The sequence below is a fragment of the Paenibacillus sp. FSL M7-0420 genome, from assembly GCF_038002345.1.
Taxonomy (GTDB): Bacteria; Bacillota; Bacilli; order Paenibacillales; family Paenibacillaceae; genus Paenibacillus_AQ.
This window is the reverse complement of sequence record NZ_JBBOCJ010000001.1, coordinates 5,464,579-5,481,839: the sequence shown is the minus strand read 5'-3', so window position 1 is coordinate 5,481,839 and position 17,261 is coordinate 5,464,579. Positions and strand designations below refer to the sequence as shown.

Genomic DNA, 17,261 nt, shown 5'->3' with positions numbered 1-17,261 from the left:
AGCTACAGCGCTTTGGTGAAGAAAATCTCCAGCGGCTCATTGTCCGGCAGCAGGCAGCCGGAGTCCCGGTAGCCCAGTTTCCGGTAGAAATGCTGGGCCTCTTCACTCGCCATCGAGGAGGTCATAACCTGCTTGTGGCTCAGGGCTTGCATCGCTTGCTCCCAGTGCTGCACCGCCTGTCTGCCGAAGCCCGCTCTGCGGTAAGGCTCATCGAGCCACAGCAGATTCATGAAGGGGATCTGGTCCCAGAAATACCCGAACCGCAGCCAGCCGATCGCCGATCCGCCCTCGTTCAGAATATAGATTTCCTGCTGGTTTATTTTGGAGAGAAGTAGTGAATTCAGGACGTGATGGTCACGGCTTGCGAGGTATGCATAATCCGTTTCGGTTGCGGTTCTGATGTTCATAGGGCGATTCTCCTGTCATTGTATAGTGTGTGAAGAACGGTTGTCCTTACAAAAGTATACCACCTCTGGTTGCCTGGTCCGGTGTAACAAACAGCTATAAGCAAACAAGCCCCTTCCGGGGGCTTGTCTTTGTCTATACTATAAAGTGCTCACGCTTCGCCACCAGCTTGTCCGCTATACAAAATCCGGTATGCCAGCGGCTCCAGCGTCAGGCGGATCTGGTCACCCTCGCCCTCTACAGGCTCGCCGCTCAAGGCATCCTGCCAGGCTCCGCCGCTCAGTGATTGCGTAAGCGTCAGCGGTTCAGTAGAGTTATTCATCCAGACCGTGAAGCGGGCGCGCTCATTCCAGCGTTCATACACAATGCCCCGGCTGCCCGGATCACTCTGCAGGAAGCGGAACTGGCCGGTGCGCAGCACCTCGTGCTCCTTGCGCAGGGCAATGAGGCTCTGATAAAAGCGCAGCAGCTCCCGGTCCTGCCGGTCCTCTTCCCAGATCATGCATTTGCGGCAATCCGGGTCGTCCTCTCCGTCAAGCCCGATTTCATCCCCATAGAAGATGCATGGCGTACCGGTGAAGGTGAACAGGAAGGTGAGCGCCAGCTTCAGCCGCTGCTTGTCCCCGCCAAGACGGTTCAGCACCCGCGGGGTATCATGGCTCGCCAGGAGATTGAACAGCACCTCATTCGCCTGCCGGGGGTACCGCATAAGCAGCCCGTAGATCTGCGCGGCGAAGGTATCCGCGTCGATGTCGTTGTCCGCGCCGAAGAACTTCAGCAGCCGGTCAGAGAAGGGATAGTTCATTACCGAATCGAACTGGTCGCCCTGCAGCCAGCTGAGGGAGTCGCTCCACACCTCGCCGATGATGAACGCTTCCGGGTTAATCTCCTTGACCGCCTTGCGGAAATCCCGCCAGAACACATGGTCCACCTCATTGGCTACATCAAGCCGCCAGCCGTCGATGTGTACCTCCTTGAGCCAGAATTTGGTGATATCCAGCAGATAATCTCTGGCTTCCGGATGGGCAGTGTTCAGCTTGGGCATCCCGCTGAAGAAGCCGAAGGTATCATAGTTGGCCTTGCCGTCCACTACCTGAACGGGATAGTCATGGATATGGAACCAGCCTGCGTATTTGGAATCCGCTCCATGCTCCAGCACATCCTTGAACGGTGCGAACTCGGAGCTGGTATGATTGAAGACGGCATCGAGGACCACCTTAAGTCCTTTGGAATGAGCCAGGTCCACCAGCTGCTTAAGCTTATTGAGATCCCCGAAGTTTGCATCGACCGTTCCGTAGTCAACGGTGTCATATTTATGATTACTGGGAGCCTGGAAGACCGGGGTCAGATACAGCGCTGTTACGCCAAGCTCGGTAATATAATCCAGATGGTCAATCATCCCCTGCAGGTCTCCGCCAAAATAACTGTCGTGGGTGGGCGGTGCCCCCCATTCGAGTGTCCCTTCGGGGTCATTCGCCGGATCTCCGTTAGCGAACCGGTCCGGCATGATCTGATAGAAGACCGCAGATTTCGCCCATTCGGGAACCTGAAGCAGGTCGGCCTCATGAAGGTAAGGCATTTCGTAGTAGCCTCCGGCAGGCTCGGGCAGCCCGTCTGTAAAGAAGCCGGATTCTAGCATCCATACGGTTTCCTGATCGGTTTCCAGCCGGAAGCCATAGGAGAAGCGTTTGAATTCGGGGAAGATCTCTGCTTCCCAGTAATCGAAGAAGCTGTCGGTAGCCACCTTGCGCATACCCAGCTCCTGATAATGCTGCTCCCAGTCGTATTTGTCGCCGATCAGGGCAAATACCCGATCTACGTTGTTTTTTTTGCTGCGGATTCTTAAATGGAAGGTGTCCTTGTTGTAGGCATACGCCCATCGCCCCTGCGTTGAATGGTAGAGACATTCCAGCTCGATGGAGGAGCCGGATGAGCTTAAGGACACTGCTTGTCTGCTGGGAGCCATATGGAATTCCTCCTGGGATACGTATTGTGGATGGATATTATGAGAGTTGAGCTTTAGTTAATACCCTGGGACCGGAGGTTTCAAACAGCAGATATTTCTCCAGGCAGCAGTCAAAATAGGGTGCCCTGCACCGGCCCCGGCCCGGCTCTGCGGATCAGCTCCGGGGAGTCACTCCGGGCATTGCCCACGGCTGCGGAGACGGGATAAGCCAGCATCTGCTCCGCATCGTAAGGCCGCAGCAGCTTCATCAGGTCGGGAATATTCCGGTTGCTGCGCTCCAGCCACTGCGCTTCTCCGTCTGCATCCAGAATGACCGGCATCCGGTCATGGATGTCTCTCATGAGAGTGTTCGGGGCGGTGGTGATGATCGTGCAGGTAGAGATTCTGCCGCCGTCCGGACTGGTCCAGATATCATACAGTGCAGCCATGGAGAACAGCTTCCCGTCCCGCATCGTGATCCGCATCGGCTGCTTGCCGCCTTCCAGGGCCTTCCACTCATAGAAGCCGTCTGCGGGAATCACACAGCGGCGGGAGGCCACCAGCCCTTTGAATGAAGCCTTCTCCAGCAGGGTCTCACTGCGGGCATTGATTAGTTTGGCAGCGTTCTTGTCCTCCTTGGACCAGGAAGGAAGCAGCCCCCAGCGGAGTTCTCCGAGCTTATTCTGTGTGCCGTCATGAATGACCGCCGCAATATGCTGCATCGGAGCCGCGTTATATCTCGGTGCATATTGGATGAGCGGATGCTCCCGGATGAAATACTTGGCGATCAGCTCCTCCAGTGTTACCGTGATCGTATATCTTCCGCACATGTTGTCTATGCCTCCCTGGATAGTTAATGGTTTACAGACCGAACAGCTTGTCTTAGCATTATATAAGATGAGACTTAGGATTGCGAAGGGGGACGGCAGCACATGATTATCGTAAGCTCCTGCCTGGCAGGAATGAAGGTCAGATATAATGGAACCGATTGTCTGGAGCAGGGCATCCGGCAGTTGCTGGACAGCCGGCAGGCGGTTGCTGTATGTCCCGAACTGCTGGGCGGCTTCTCTACCCCGAGAGAACCGGCAGAGATTATAGGCGGCAGCGGCAGAGATGTGCTGAAGGGGCAGGCCCGGGTGGTTGACAGAACAGGGAATGATGTAACCGCAATGTATATAGAAGGCGCGTATGCCGCGCTGGAGCAGGCACGCAGCTTAGCTGCCACGCTTGTTGTCCTTAAGGAGAACAGCCCTTCCTGCGGCAGCTCCAGGATCTATAACGGAGAATTTGCGGGCGGGAAAATCCCCGGAGAAGGGGTGACCACAGCTCTCCTGCGGCTGCATGGTATTGAAGTGATCTCCGAGGAGCAGCTTGCCGCGCGGTTGCCGGAATTAGAGGGCTGACCGGGAGCGTCAACCATGGACAAATGTTACAATATTGTGTTTATTAACAGGTGGTAAAACAGGCAGTTCAGCAGTATAATCTAGTAGTCCTGTAAGTAAAAACGGCATTGCCGTCCATTAAGAAAATTCTGAATTTCAAGAAGCGGAGAATTTCGTTATGAAACCCATCTATTTGGACCACGCCGCCTCAACACCGGTTCATCCGGAGGTGGCAGCGGTTATGTATCATATGCTGTTGAACGAGTACGGCAATGCGTCCAGTGTGCACCAGTTCGGACGGTCTGCCAAGAGAATTATAAATGGGGCGCGCGATAGAATCGCGGGCTTTTTGGGCTGTTCCCCTGAGGAGTGGGTGTTCACAAGCGGCGGCACGGAGAGTGATAATCTCGCCCTGTTCGGCGCAGCCTATGCTTCTGCTTCCAAGGGTAGACATATCATTACTACAGCGGTTGAGCATCATGCAGTGCTGCATACCTGCGCGGAGCTTGCGGGGCAGGGCTTCGAGGTCACCTATCTTCCTGTCGATGCTACCGGCCGTGTCTCTCTGGAGGATGTAGAATCGGCTCTGCGCGAGGATACAGTACTGATTAGCATAATGTATGTGAATAATGAAGTGGGAACTGTACAGCCTATAGAAGAGATTGGCAGATTAGCGGCCGAACGGGGTGTGCTTGTGCATGTAGATGCTGTACAAGCTCTGGGAACGCTGCCCCTGGTGCTCCGCGACCTGCCCGTTGACTATATGAGCTTCTCGGCCCACAAGATCGGAGGTCCGCAGGGGATTGGAGGCTTGTACGTCCGGCGGGGGGCGCCGCTTACGCCAAGACAGCATGGCGGACTTCAGGAGCGCGGCCGGCGGGCGGGCACGGAGAGTCTGGCTCATACCGCCGGGTTCGCCAGAGCCGTTGAACTGGTTGTACAAGGGCTGCCGGGTCATCATGAGCAGGCTCTGGAGCTCCGCAGAACACTGCTGGAGGAGCTGGACAAGCAGGTCGGAGCAGGGAGATATGTCATTAACGGAAATGAACAGCATACGGTGCCTGGAATTCTGAATATCAGCTTTCCCGGAGCCGGGACAGATGTGCTGCTGATGAATCTGGATATGGAACAGATTGCGGCGGCCAGCGGCTCAGCCTGTACATCAGGATCTCTGGAAATCTCGCATGTCCTCCGGGCGATGAAGCTTCCGGAAGAACTTTTGAACTCTGCGATTCGCTTTAGTACAGGATTGGGTAATACTAATGAAGAAATGCAGGTTGTTGCCCGGAAAGTTGGAACCGTTTTGAGCCGGCTGCGTACAAGAGACTAGGCGTCCGTACATTCTGGCAGCCGTTCAAGAGGCACTCCGGCTCATGGGAACCCGTATGCAATACTTAAGGGTGAGGGGATTTGGGATACCATGAAGCTTCAAGATATGATTGGCCTCACTGTGTATGAAGTTGAAGAGGGTACTGAAGTCGGTGAAATAATCGATATCGGACTGGATTCAAACTGGAATATTACGGGTATTGAACTGGAAAGCAAATCTTTTTTTGGAAGGCTTGTGAAAGTTGTGGCATGGGATAATATTGCCGCTTATGGCGAAGATGCTGTCATGATCCGCAATAAAGAGTCGATTGTTAAGGTCGACGCTGACCATATATCCTACACTTTCCTCTTGGGAAAGAACAAATTGAAGGACAGGCAGGTGCTCACCGCATCGGGAACGGTGCTTGGGCGGATATCGGATGTTTATTTTGACCAAAAGTTGGGAAACACAATAGTAGCGCTGGAAATCAGTGACGGGCTTGTAACTGATTTGATCGAAGGCCGCAAATGGCTGCCTTGTTCTGAAGAGATGACTATCGGAGAGGATTCTGTACTGGTTCCTGCGATGAGTGAAGAACGGCTCCAAAAAGCCATTAATATTGTTAACGGATAGGTGGAATGTATTATATGAAGTGTCCAAACTGCAACTCCAAGGATATCGGCAAGATCGGCTCCCACCAGTTCTATTGCTGGGGCTGTTTCATCGAACTAACGGTCAACGGCGAGAAAATGTCGGTGTATCAGGTTGAAGAGGATGGCACGCTCAGCTCGCTTGACGATCTGTTCTCGGGTGAAGAGGTTGCACAGGATTTCCCGCAAATCCACGCCTCCTCTTGAGCATGGCCTGATTCATAACCGGCTAACAGTTACATAGATTCGCCGTGCCCAAATACCGGGCGGCTTTTGAAGCCGCCTGGTATTTGGGCTTTTTGCGTTCTCCAAAAACAATGGGGAAAACAACACTGCGAAAGTTGCATCTTTGTTATGCGGGCTAAGGAATTGGTATGTCGTCTCCGGGATACGGACCCTATACTGAAATCGACTGGCGCGGGGCCAGAATTCAACAAGGTTCTACACGAGGGGGAATGTTCAGATGTACCGCAAAGGAATATCCAAGCTTCTGATTGCCGGATTGCTGCTGTCAGGGATACAGCTTCCGGGAACTACAGGCATAGCGCAGGCAGATAACGGGAAAGACGCAGACAGGCTGTCTGCAAGTACAGGACAGGCAGATGCAGCCCGGGCGGCAGGGTTCGCCGATATGAAGCAGCACTGGGCGTCGGCCGCAGTGAACAGGCTGTCAGCCGCAGGAATTCTGCAGGGGGACGAGGCAGGACAATTCAGACCGGGACAAGCGGTCTCACGGGCAGAGATGGCCGCCATCATCAGCCGCGTGTTCCGTTATACGGATTCGGGCAGCGCTGTATTCAGTGATGTAAGCGCTTCTTCCTGGTATGGCAAGGATGTAAGCCGCGTGAATGCCGCAGGCGTTATTCAAGGCTACACGGACGGCCGGTTCCAGCCGGGAGCGGCTGTCACCCGCCAGGAAGCTGTAACCATGCTGAGCCGGGCGTTCACGCTGGAGGCGGGCTCCCCGGGTGCGCTGGCTGCACAGTCAGATGCGGCAGCGGTAAGCAGCTATGCCCGGGAAGCCGTGAGTGCGATGCTGGACGCCGGTTACCTGCGCGGCGATGCGGACGGCAAGCTGAATCCGCAAGCGCAGATGACCCGGGCCGAGCTGGCCGAGCTGCTGAGCCGGATGGTCGGGTGGATCAGCTCCGGCGAGGGAAGCCAGAAGCTTGGAGCGGTGTCCGGCAATGTGATTGTCAACCGGGCGAATGTGCAGCTCGAAGACGGAACCGTCAGCGGCAATCTCTACGTGACAGCCGGAGCAGGGGAAGGGGAAGTCTCGTTCTCGGGCATTAAGGTGCAGGGAACGGCTCATATCTCAGGAGGCGGTGACCATTCGGTGGTGTTCCGCCAATCTACCCTGGGACAGATCAAGCTGAATAAGCTTACCACCCTGGTAAGGATGGTACTGGAGGATGGCAGCACCGCAGCGCGCATCGAATTGCTTAAGCCGGCGAAGGTGGAGATCGGAGCGGGCTCACGCGCAGAGACTGTGCTCATCGGCGCAGGCGCTGCAGGATCAGAGATCATGAGCCGGGGGCAGATCGGCCGGCTTGAGAACCAGGGGGAGCGTGTGCTGCTTAACGGCCAGGCGCTCAAGCCCGGCGAGACGCTTAGGGACTTGTCCGGTAATGGAGCAGCAACAGCGCAGGCCAGTGCCAAGGCTACTGCTGCCCCAGCCCAAGCGGGCGGCGGAAATGCCGGCGGTGACACACCAGTGCCAACCTCAACGTCTTCACCAGCGACGCCGTTGCCGACAGCGGCACCTGCTGTCACGCCAACCCCAACGCCGGCCCCGACTCCGCCAACCCAGAACAATCCATGGGAACTGGTCTGGAATGACGAATTCGACGGCCAGGCCATTGATGAGGGCAAATGGAATGTACAGGATACCGGCACGGTGTACAATAACGAGCTGGAATATTATCACCCGGACAATGCTTCGCTTACAACAGAGAGCGGGCAGAGTGTACTGGAGCTGGAAGCCCGGAAGCAGGCTTACGGCGGGAAGAATTATACTTCAGCCAAGCTGACCTCGAAGATGAAGGGCGACTGGACCTACGGCAAATTCACTGTGCGGGCCAAGCTGCCGGTTCAGCAGGGCATGTGGCCGGCCATCTGGATGATGCCGACCGATGACGAGACGCAGTATGGACCTTGGCCGGGAAGCGGCGAGATGGACATTATGGAATTGACGGGACCGGTTGCCGGCAAGGCAGAAGCGGATCTCTATCCAAGAACGGTCCATGGCTCGATTCACTACGACATTCCGCACGCATCCCAGACCAAAACCTATGTACTGCCGGAGGGCCAGACCTTCGCGGATGATTATCACGACTTCACGCTGGAATGGCTTCCGGGCCTGATCCGGTATTATGTGGACGATGAAATGTATTTTGAGACGAGTGACTGGGGAACGAAGGCCGAAGGGCAGCCGGATTACTATACGTACCCTGCTCCGTTTGACCGGCCGTTCTATATGATTCTCAATCTGGCCGTGGGCGGCGACTGGCCGGGCGATCCGAAGGCCGACTTCCAGTCGGATAAAATGTATGTGGACTACGTACGGGTCTACAAATACAAGGACCTGGATCAATGGCCGGATGTAACAGGCAAGCGGCCGGTCGATCCGGGACTGTCGACCCCGCAGCGTCCTGCCCTGGCAGACGGGAATCAGATTTATAACGGGGACTTCAAGGGTGCTGTAGCGGCCCAGGGTCAGCCGGAATATTGGGAATTGATTGAGAATGAGGGCGGAAGCGGAACCGTCTCCGTCATTGAAGATCAGGATAAGGGCAAGGCGGTGAAGGTTGCTGTCCAAGAAGCCGGAACCCAGAACTATTCCATTCAGCTTGCGCAGAAGCCGCTGCTGCTGGAGCGGGGCAAAGCCTACAAGGTAACCTTCGATGCCAAAGCAGACGCAGCCCGGCCGCTGATGAGCAAGCTGACCGAATTCGGCGGCGGATGGACGGCATATTCCGGGGAGCGCAATTTCCAGCTTACACCGGATTGGCAGCCGTATGAGTACAGCTTTACGATGACGAAGGCTTCAGACAATAATGCCCGCTTTGAGTTCAATCTGGGTCTGAACAGCATATCCGCCTACTTCGCGAATGTAAGGGTGGTAGAGACCGAAGCACCGCCGGTAGTACGCACTCCGCTTGCTGACGGCAACCTGATCTATAACGGAGGCTTCGATCTGGGAGAAACGCGGCTCGGATATTGGAGCTTTGCCGTTAAGCAGGGCTCGGAAGCAGCGGCGAAGGCCAGTGTAAGCAATACACTTGCCCTGCCGATGATGAAGCGGGAGTTCCGGGTGGACGTGCAGAAGGCCGGAGGATCGCCGGAGGATGTGACGCTGACCCAGGCAGGAATTCCTGTGTCTGCGGCAGCCGTCTACCAGCTTGCCTTCGATGCGAGATCGGCCGAGGCGCAGCCGCTTGGTATTAAGCTGGCGGGCAGCGGTGGACAGACGGTCTATCCGGATGGAACCACCTTCACTCTGACACCGGAATGGAAGAGCTATACAGCAGAAATTGAGCTGTCCGGCGGGTCCGGCACAGAAGCTGCATTATCGTTCCTTCTGGGCGCGGCTACGGGGCAGACCGAGATTGACAATGTGCGGCTGGTACGGATGACCGATCCGCCAGTGCTCAATAACTATCTTCATCTGCGGGGAGACCAGTTCTGGAGAGCCTCGGGAACGGGCCTGATTCCAAGCGGTGAAGGCGGCAAGGATGTCACGGATATGGATAAGGGCGACTATGTGGAATACAAGGTGGTAATGCCTCAGGCAGGAAGTATTGTTCCGGTAACCCGCGTATCCAGTGTGCGCGCGGATTCGGAGCTTACACTGTCAGTGCTGGATGCCGGCAAGCAGAATGTGGTAACGGAATCTGTCTACAGCACGGCAGTTGGCGATACCGGAGGTCTTCAGTCCTACCGGGCGATCATTGGAACCCCACTTGCGCTGCCTGCGGGAAGCTATTACATCCGTCTTGGCGGCAGCGGCTACAATCTGGCCTGGCTGGATCTGTCCCGCGAGCTGGTGGTGAACGGCGGCTTCAAGGACGCTTCCACCGACAACTGGACGCTATACAAGAAGGACTGGGATGACAATGACCCGGGGAAGAGCACCGTAATGAAGGCTGTGTATGGAGAACTGCAGGTTAGCCTCGGCGGAACTGGAACGGAGGCTTGGCATGCACAGGTGAAGCAAGCGGGTATCCCGGTAGAGCAAGGCAAGAAATATCTGCTGCGTTTCGATGCCGATGCTTCGGTAGTCAGAGATATTAAGGCACTGGTTCAGCGTGACGGTACTGCCGATAATATCTGGACCCCTTATCTGGAACAGGAGCTGAGACTCAGCCAAGACGGCAGACACTATGAATATCTGTTCACTGCCCCGGCAACCGATCCTGCAGCCGTGCTCCAGTTCAGTCTGGGCAAGATCACCGAAGAGCTGGGAGCGCACACAGTCAACCTGAGCAATATCTCCTTGCTTCAGGTAAGCCCGGTGCTGGACGGTGAGGCTTACGGGGAGAATCTGATTCCGAACGGGGACTTCTCGGCACCGCTTAAGGGCTGGAGCAGCTACTCCTCCGACAGCGGGGAGTTAGCCATTGACAATGTGGATGGAGCGCTGCAGATCAAGGTGGGCTCCACCGGCACGAACACCTGGGACCGGCAGGTCTTTTATGAGGGAGTCGCTTACAACGAAGGCAATCATTATACACTTACCTTCAAGGCCAAGGCATCGGCTGAACGCAAAATGAATATCAGCATCGGCTGGCTGGATGTAGCGGACAATTACAGCTGGCACGGTTATACGAGCAAAATTGTGGATCTGGGCAGCGAATATCAGGAATATACCGTAGAATTCGATGTTGCCGGAGGCAGCACCTCCATCGGCCGCATTTCCTTCGAGCTGGGGGATATCAAGGATGGCGGCACCGGGCATCTGACGGTGGACGTAGATGATATTGTGCTCACGAATAACGGGACAGCAGCAACACCTTAAGCACCTTGAACATGCTTTGGATTTTGTTATTAAGGCTTACGATTTGGTATTTAGACTGGCCGCATACACTTCTATAATCATTACATGGAGAACGGGCAACCGTTCTTCATGCTTGTTCAGAACCTTCCCCCCATTCTTCGGCCCAATGAGTATACATAACAGGGAATGAGTATCATCCAATAGCAAACAGGAAAAGAGGAGAACCATTCATGATGCTGAAATTCAATACCGCAAGAGCAGCGGCAGCTTCACCTGAGGATATCCTGAGACAGGCATTCGCAGACCGGATAGAGGAGGGCGGCCAGCTAAGCGCCGTCTTCACGGATTCCAGGTGCATCGGGGCTGTTGGCGTAGCGGGTCTTCCGCTCCGGCTGCCTGCCATTCAGGAGCTGTTGAAGCTCCCGGAGGTGGCAGCGCTGCTGCCGAAGGAGGCTGGCGCATCCGCGCTGTTCACCGTGAATGATACAGGTACGGAACTATCCTTGCATATCCGCCATGCCGGAAGACAGGAACAGGCAATAGCCATACCGGAGGCGGCTGCAGGCGCGGCACTGGCGCAGCTTCAGGCTGCACCGGGCTGGGCTGGTGCCCTTAACGCTGAAGGCGAGCATGTCATTGACCTGCGTTCCCCCGTTCCGGGTCCGCACTTCGCGGTCAATCTGCTGCTGGGCAACCGGCTGGAGTTCCCTCATCCGCTCCAGACTACACCGAAGAGTGTGGTAGACCGCCTTGGCGGCGGCAGCTTCCGTTCCCATGCGGCTACCCAGGTGCTGGCGACCCGCTGGGATATGCGCCAGGAGGAGAACGGCTTCCCGGCCAACCGTCAATTCTATCTGTTCGAGGACGGGAAGCAGATCCTCTATTCCGCTGATCCGGGCGGAGAAGGCATTGAATCGGCGGTCTGCCGCCATTCACAGAATGTAACCATCATCACGTACCGCCTGTCCGGCGGACTTGAGATTACGCGCACCATCTTCATTCTGCCGCATGCTGAGGGTCTGCCGCTGGCGACCGAGATGCAGCGCGTTACGATTACGAACCATGGAGAGAGCAGCCGCCAGCTTCGTCTGGTGTACACGGGCATGTTCGGTTCGGCAGCACCGGGCGCTTTGTTCGAGGATGTGCTGTATAGCAATGTTATTATGCAAGGCGGCGTATTGCAGGACGCTGATGGTGCCGTGGCTGCAATCAGCCCTGACTACTATCCGGAAGGCGGGCGTCATGATCTGCGCTTCCACACGATGATCATCCACGGGGAAGACGGACCGGTGCTGCCGCGCGAATATTGCGTCAGCTACAATGAGTTCGTCGGTACCGGCTCGCTTCACCGCCCATCCGGCGCGCTGAAGCTAAGCAGCATTCTGCACCGCAAGGGGCCGGGATTCTTCGCGGTAGCGGGGGAGATTCAGGTTGCTGCCGGAGCCACGGCAGCAGTTGACCAGCTGACGGGTCTTGTCTCCGACAAGAGCGGTGCTACCTGGAGCGATACGGTACTGGAGGAAGAGGTAGGTGCGCTGATCGCCCGCTTCACAAGCCGCAGCTCGGCGGAAGAAGCCTTGGCGCAATCCCTGAAGTTCGTGCGGAATTACTCCAGGTTCCTGCAGGTATCCTCGGGGGACGAGAATTTCGACCAGTTCGTGAACCGTAATCTGCCTTTTCAGGTGCTCTATCAGAGCTTTGTCTCCCGCTCCTTCTGTCAGACCCAGAAGGGCTACCGGGAGATCGGCTTCCGTGAAATTCAGGATATGTATGCCTCGATGTATTATTTCACCGGGATGGGCGCGGGCGGCCTCGTCAAGAGCCTGCTGAAAGAATGGACCAGCATGGTCTTCGGGCTGGGGTATGCGTATCACAATTTCTTCTGGGCCGGCAAAGAGCCGGGTAAATGGTCCGATGATGCACTATGGCTGATCCAGGCTGTCTACCGTTATGTCATGCTGACCGGAGATGCGGAGTTCCTCGATGAGTCTTGTCCGGTAGCAGGCACGGACACAGAACGGCCGGTATTCGAGACCCTGAAGGCCATTATTGTCTATTCCGGACAGATCTCGATCGGACGCCACGGCTTGCCGCTGCTCGACTTCGCAGACTGGAACGACTGTCTGAAGCTCGATGACACCTACCTGAACGGCCCGGCCAAGGAAGCACTCTACCGGAAGCAGCTGGAGGCCGGCGGTGTCTTCGGAGATTCGCTGGAGAGTGATTATTCCGAGAGCGTCATGAACGCCTTCCTGCTGAAGGTGGCGGTCGATGAATTGTCCGCCCTGGCCGCCCGCAAAGGCGAGCAGGCGTATGCAGATGAGCTGACCGGCTTCGGAGCCAAGCTGCGCGAACGCATCCAGGAGCATGCCTGGAAGGGCGATTTCTTCGCCCGTGTGCTGTTCAACCGCTATCCGAACGGAGAATACACGTATCTCGGCGCTGCCGGGGACGGGATGTCCTCCGATCCGGCGAAGGACGGCTCGTACTTCCTGAATTCGTTCAGCTGGAGCATTCTGGCGGGCTGTGCGGATGAGGAGCAGATCGCGGTGATGCTGGACACCATGAAGGCACATCTGATGACGCCTTACGGCATGAAGCTGGTCTCACCGGTGGCGCTGGGCCGGGTATCCACGCACACGGCATCGGATGAATACTTCCCGGGTGACCGTGAGAACGGCGGCGTATTCAAGCATGCCTGCATGATGGCTGCTGCGGCTATGTTCAAGGGGGCCAAGGAAGTATCCAGCCCGGATCTGGCAGCAGAGCTCTGCCGCCTGGGTTACTGGCTGCTGGACCGGATTATGCCGTTCAAGACGATGGATGATCCGTTTGCCGTCTGCGGGAATCCGCGGTTCTGCACCCAATACAACAACAGCGAGACTGGTGAGAACATCGGTCCGATGCTTAGCGGCACCTCGACCTGGCTCACCCTCTCGCTGATGGAAGCGCTGGGTATTGAATATACGGAGCAGGGCATAGCCCTGAGTCCGGTGCTGCGGGAAGAGCAGACGGAGCTTACCTACACCTTGAAGCTTGGCAGCTCCTCCTACCGGATTCAGGTCCGTAAGCCGGAGGGCTTCCACCGCATGCAGGATGGGGCAACCCGCCTGATGCTGGACGGCCGCTTACTGGAGGACGGCTTGGTACCGGCCGTAGATGACGGCTTCGCCCATGAGGTAGAGCTTATCTTCGCGGACTGACGGAATTACAGCGCCCGGTCACGGTATTCATGCGGAGTCATCCCCGCATATTCCTTGAAGAGCTTGATGAAATAATGGGCGTTGGAGTACCCGAGCTCCGAGGAAACTTCATAAATTTTGAGCGGCGTATGGATAAGCAGATACGCCGCTTTTTCCATCTTTACCTGACTGATATAGTCGCTGATCCGCTTGCCGGTCTCCAGCTTGTACATTTTGGAGAGATAGACCGGATGCATCTGGATATGGTCGGCGATGGCCTGTAGGGAGACGTAGTGCAGATTGCGGTTGATATACTCATGCACCTTGCGGATCAGCACGGTCCGGCTGTTCCGCCGTTCGGAATCCGTATGCTCTCTCAGCAAAAGGATAACCTCCATAGCCCACTCCCGCAGCTTGTCCGGCGTCTGAAAGGGAGCCTGCTCCAGCAGCGGATTGCCCACAATCTCGCTCAGCAGCTTGTTATTCTTGTGGGCGAAGTAATAGAAGGCCGTCTCCAAGTGCAGACGGGCTTCCTGGATATGCTCCAGTGACCGCTCGGGACTGTGGATCAGCTCCGATACGATAGCGTTCAGCTTGTCTTCAATGCCCTGCCAGTTGTTCGCTTCGAACATGTGGAACAGCAGCGGAGGCTCATACAGCGGCTGGAGAATCTCCACGGGCTGGGAGCTGCTGTTATCCGTAGTATCGAGATAGATGCCGGTCTCGCTGCCGATATGCTGGCGGATGGCTGAGATGGCGGATTGATAGAGGGTGTAGACCTGATCGGGAAAGTCTCCCCAGCCGGTGGTCACCACGGACAGGCCGCCTCCCATCAGGGTACTGACATGATTCTGCAGCTGATAGGCAGCCTGGGCCACCTCATTTCCCGGATTGCCGCCATGTTCAAGATCCTCTCTGGGCTGCAGCAGGAATACGAGATAGTCATGCACATCCTTACAGGACCAGATCAGGAACCGGTCCTGGAACAGCTCCTGGGCGATATTAATGATTGCATATTCAAACAGCAGCATGCTGTGCATATCCTGGCGGCGGAAGAATTCCTCGGGGCGGACCACGGCCAGACAGACCGGCTGTCCGGCCGAGAACGGCAGGTCGAACTGGTTCAGCCGCTCCTGGAGCTGCGGCCCGGGCAGCTTCCGTCCCTGCAGCAGCTCCCCGAGCAGGCGGTCCCGCAGGATGGGCAGATGCTCGCGGAAGGTCTGCATCGTCCGTTGGTGGGAGGACCAGGCCTCCCAGTCACTGCGCAGCTTCTCCTGCAGCTTACCGATGACGGCGATCAGCTGGTCGCTGGCTATCGGCTTGAGCAGATAGGCGCTGGCCTGCTCCTCAATAGCCTTGCGGGCATATTCAAACTCCGCATAGCCGGTCAGCATGACCACCCGGATATGCTTCCAGCGCTTGCGGATGGCGGCAATCAGCTCGGTGCCGGACAGCTCCGGCATATTGATATCTGTGACTACAATATCGATGGGATAACGCTGGAGCAGCTCCAGCGCCTCATACCCGGAATAAGCTTTGTGGACCTGTCCGAAGCCCATCTCCGCCCAGGGAATCGAAATGGACAGATCATCGACCACATAGGGTTCATCGTCAACCAAGAGAATTTGGTGCATCAGGTTCCTCTTTCTTCTCCATACGGAGAGTTGTTATTAGACCGCCTTCCGGTGAGGGGGCAATCATCAGGCCGGAAGCCTCGCCGTAATGTAATTTGAGACGCTGCTGGACATTCCATAGCCCGCAGCCTCCATCCTCACGCGTAGTTTCGTTGATACGCGCCTGAAGCGCGGCAATGGCTTCCCCTGTCATACCGGCGCCGTTGTCCTCAACGGTAATGAGAATGGCTTCCCGGGTATGGCGGCCGGTGATCCGGATGGAGCCCGGGCCGATTTTCCGCTCAATGCCATGAATGATACTATTCTCTACCAGAGGCTGAATCAGCAGCCGCGGAATGTGCAGGTCCAGCAGCCCGCTCTCCATATCCATCTCGTAGCAGATACGCTGCTTCCGCAGGTTCTGGATCTTCAGGTAATTCTCCAGCAGCTTCAGCTCATCCTGAAGGGTGGTGAGGGAATGATCGACCCTGGTGATATAGCGGTAATATTCGCCTAAGCTGAGTGCCATCGCCTCGACGGACTCGGTATCTCCTATGGCGGCCTTGCTCTTGATGAAGAACAGGCAGTTGTACAGGAAATGCGGATTGATCTGTGATTGAAGCTGCTTCAGATGGGCATCCTTGGCCCGGAGCTGCTCCAGATAGACCTGCTCGATCAGCGACTGAATTTTCTCGGCCATATCATTAAATTCTTCATTCAGCAGCGTGAACTCCGGGTTGGTCCGGGTATGGATACGGGTAGACCAGCGCCCTTCCTTCATCCGGTTGAGCGAACGCAGCAGCAGGCTTACCGGACGCTGCACCTGGCGGTAGAGCTGCAAGGAGAACAGCAGGCTCATCACCAGCAGGATAGCCGATCCTGTCAGGAAGGAAAAGCGGCTGCTGCGGATCGGCTCAAGAATCTGCTTCAGCGGTGAATAATGCACGACCTGCCAGTCGATGGCCGAGGAGGGCACCGAGCTGACCAGGAAGCTGCCCTGCTTAAGATCGAAGATGCCGGAGGTACTCTTCCCGGCCGTGATATTCAGTGCCGCGGTGACCTGCTCCGCCATCTGCCGGTCCGAACTCCGCGAGAGGATGACGCCGAATGACGGATGGTACAAGAAGGTGTCCCCCGTGTTCTGCGACTGGTAGGCATCGAACATCCGTTCAATATTGGAGACCGGCAAATACATGGACATCAGCAGCTGCGCCTCGCGCGGCCGGCTTGTTGCCTGGGCAGGGTCCGATAAGAGCAGCCGGAAGCCTGCCTCCGCGCCGGCCCTGTCCGCCGAGATATACTCCCAGCCCGCCGGGAGCGGCTTGTGCAGGACAGAAACATCGAAGGACAGCGAGGAATCCGAGCCCAAGGTCTCCCCGCTGAAGGGCTTGTACAAGACAATCCGGTTCTCCCACGTACTGGAGCTGGTCTGGAGAGACAGCTTCTCCAGCACCGTCATAATCGTCTGGGCGGGATCAATAAGATGGCCCAGCTGCGTAATCTGCTCATAATCGCGGATGGTGGGATCTCTCTGCAGGGCATACATGCTGCCCGCCAGCTGGTTGATGTTGTTATCCATCTGCTGGGTCAGAAATTCCAGATGATTAAGGTCGGTGGTTTTGATCTGACTTGTAATGACTCCGACATCCTTACGGTAGGATGAGCCGTAGAATAAGAGTGTGGCGGCAATCAGCGAGAGCAGGATTGCCACCATTTTAATGAACAGGTTGGGACGCCATGCCACCATAAAGATCATCCTTTGCAAGACATTTGCTG

Annotated in this window: 11 protein-coding genes; 6 read left to right on the top strand and 5 right to left on the bottom strand. The window is 56.4% G+C overall.

Annotated features, from left to right (window positions below; translation table 11 throughout):
* Positions 1 to 2: 2 nt before the first annotated feature.
* From MKX51_RS23355 to MKX51_RS23345, 3 genes are all read right to left on the bottom strand, one after another.
* Positions 3 to 407, bottom strand: coding sequence for a GNAT family N-acetyltransferase (locus tag MKX51_RS23355; protein WP_340994041.1), 405 nt, complete (start codon positions 405 to 407; stop codon positions 3 to 5).
* Between the two features lie 149 nt (positions 408 to 556).
* Entirely contained in the window at positions 557 to 2,371 is a 1,815-nt protein-coding gene (locus tag MKX51_RS23350; RefSeq protein WP_340994040.1) for an alpha-glycosidase, read from the bottom strand.
* A gap of 110 nt (positions 2,372 to 2,481) precedes the next feature.
* Positions 2,482 to 3,180 (bottom strand): SOS response-associated peptidase, encoded by a 699-nt coding sequence (locus tag MKX51_RS23345; RefSeq protein WP_340994039.1) that lies wholly within the window; start codon positions 3,178 to 3,180, stop codon positions 2,482 to 2,484.
* 102 nt (positions 3,181 to 3,282) lie between these two features.
* On the opposite strand from MKX51_RS23345, the gene MKX51_RS23340 reads away from it, so the two are divergent.
* The 6 genes from MKX51_RS23340 (at position 3,283) to MKX51_RS23315 (ending at position 13,893) form a co-directional block, all read left to right on the top strand.
* Positions 3,283 to 3,753 carry a DUF523 domain-containing protein gene (locus tag MKX51_RS23340; protein WP_340994038.1) on the top strand — a complete coding sequence of 157 codons (471 nt, stop codon included), beginning with the start codon at positions 3,283 to 3,285 and terminating at the stop codon, positions 3,751 to 3,753.
* 157 nt (positions 3,754 to 3,910) lie between these two features.
* Positions 3,911 to 5,062, top strand: a complete 1,152-nt coding sequence (locus tag MKX51_RS23335; protein WP_340938788.1) for a cysteine desulfurase family protein — start codon at positions 3,911 to 3,913, stop codon at positions 5,060 to 5,062.
* Between the two features lie 90 nt (positions 5,063 to 5,152).
* The gene (locus MKX51_RS23330) at positions 5,153 to 5,674 is read left to right on the top strand and encodes a PRC-barrel domain-containing protein (protein WP_340938789.1); all 522 of its coding nucleotides are present in this window, start codon (positions 5,153 to 5,155) and stop codon (positions 5,672 to 5,674) included.
* A 14-nt stretch (positions 5,675 to 5,688) separates the two neighbouring features.
* Positions 5,689 to 5,898, top strand: coding sequence for a hypothetical protein (locus tag MKX51_RS23325; protein ID WP_036690502.1), 210 nt, complete (start codon positions 5,689 to 5,691; stop codon positions 5,896 to 5,898).
* 256 nt (positions 5,899 to 6,154) lie between these two features.
* Positions 6,155 to 10,711 (top strand): carbohydrate binding domain-containing protein, encoded by a 4,557-nt coding sequence (locus tag MKX51_RS23320; protein WP_340994037.1) that lies wholly within the window; start codon positions 6,155 to 6,157, stop codon positions 10,709 to 10,711.
* Between the two features lie 209 nt (positions 10,712 to 10,920).
* Positions 10,921 to 13,893, top strand: coding sequence for a GH36-type glycosyl hydrolase domain-containing protein (locus MKX51_RS23315; RefSeq protein WP_340994036.1), 2,973 nt, complete (start codon positions 10,921 to 10,923; stop codon positions 13,891 to 13,893).
* 5 nt (positions 13,894 to 13,898) lie between these two features.
* On the opposite strand, the gene MKX51_RS23310 is transcribed toward MKX51_RS23315, so the two are convergent.
* The gene (locus tag MKX51_RS23310; protein ID WP_340994035.1) at positions 13,899 to 15,506 is read right to left on the bottom strand and encodes a response regulator; all 1,608 of its coding nucleotides are present in this window, start codon (positions 15,504 to 15,506) and stop codon (positions 13,899 to 13,901) included.
* Entirely contained in the window at positions 15,484 to 17,232 is a 1,749-nt protein-coding gene (locus tag MKX51_RS23305) for a sensor histidine kinase (protein WP_340994034.1), read from the bottom strand. The genes MKX51_RS23310 and MKX51_RS23305 overlap by 23 nt, the downstream gene beginning before the upstream one ends.
* Between the last annotated feature and the right edge of the window lie 29 nt (positions 17,233 to 17,261).

Excerpts from the sequence above, each read along its gene's own strand:
- MKX51_RS23315 (WP_340994036.1), top strand. The coding sequence starts at position 10,921 with ATGATGCTGAAATTCAATACCGCAAGAGCAGCGGCAGCTTCACCTGAG.
- MKX51_RS23310 (WP_340994035.1), bottom strand. The coding sequence starts at position 15,506 with ATGCACCAAATTCTCTTGGTTGACGATGAACCCTATGTGGTCGATGAT.
- MKX51_RS23350 (WP_340994040.1), bottom strand. The coding sequence starts at position 2,371 with ATGGCTCCCAGCAGACAAGCAGTGTCCTTAAGCTCATCCGGCTCCTCC.
- MKX51_RS23330 (WP_340938789.1), top strand. The coding sequence starts at position 5,153 with ATGAAGCTTCAAGATATGATTGGCCTCACTGTGTATGAAGTTGAAGAG.
- MKX51_RS23340 (WP_340994038.1), top strand. The coding sequence starts at position 3,283 with ATGATTATCGTAAGCTCCTGCCTGGCAGGAATGAAGGTCAGATATAAT.
- MKX51_RS23325 (WP_036690502.1), top strand. The coding sequence starts at position 5,689 with ATGAAGTGTCCAAACTGCAACTCCAAGGATATCGGCAAGATCGGCTCC.
- MKX51_RS23345 (WP_340994039.1), bottom strand. The coding sequence starts at position 3,180 with ATGTGCGGAAGATATACGATCACGGTAACACTGGAGGAGCTGATCGCC.
- MKX51_RS23320 (WP_340994037.1), top strand. The coding sequence starts at position 6,155 with ATGTACCGCAAAGGAATATCCAAGCTTCTGATTGCCGGATTGCTGCTG.
- MKX51_RS23305 (WP_340994034.1), bottom strand. The coding sequence starts at position 17,232 with ATGGTGGCATGGCGTCCCAACCTGTTCATTAAAATGGTGGCAATCCTG.
- MKX51_RS23335 (WP_340938788.1), top strand. The coding sequence starts at position 3,911 with ATGAAACCCATCTATTTGGACCACGCCGCCTCAACACCGGTTCATCCG.
- MKX51_RS23355 (WP_340994041.1), bottom strand. The coding sequence starts at position 407 with ATGAACATCAGAACCGCAACCGAAACGGATTATGCATACCTCGCAAGC.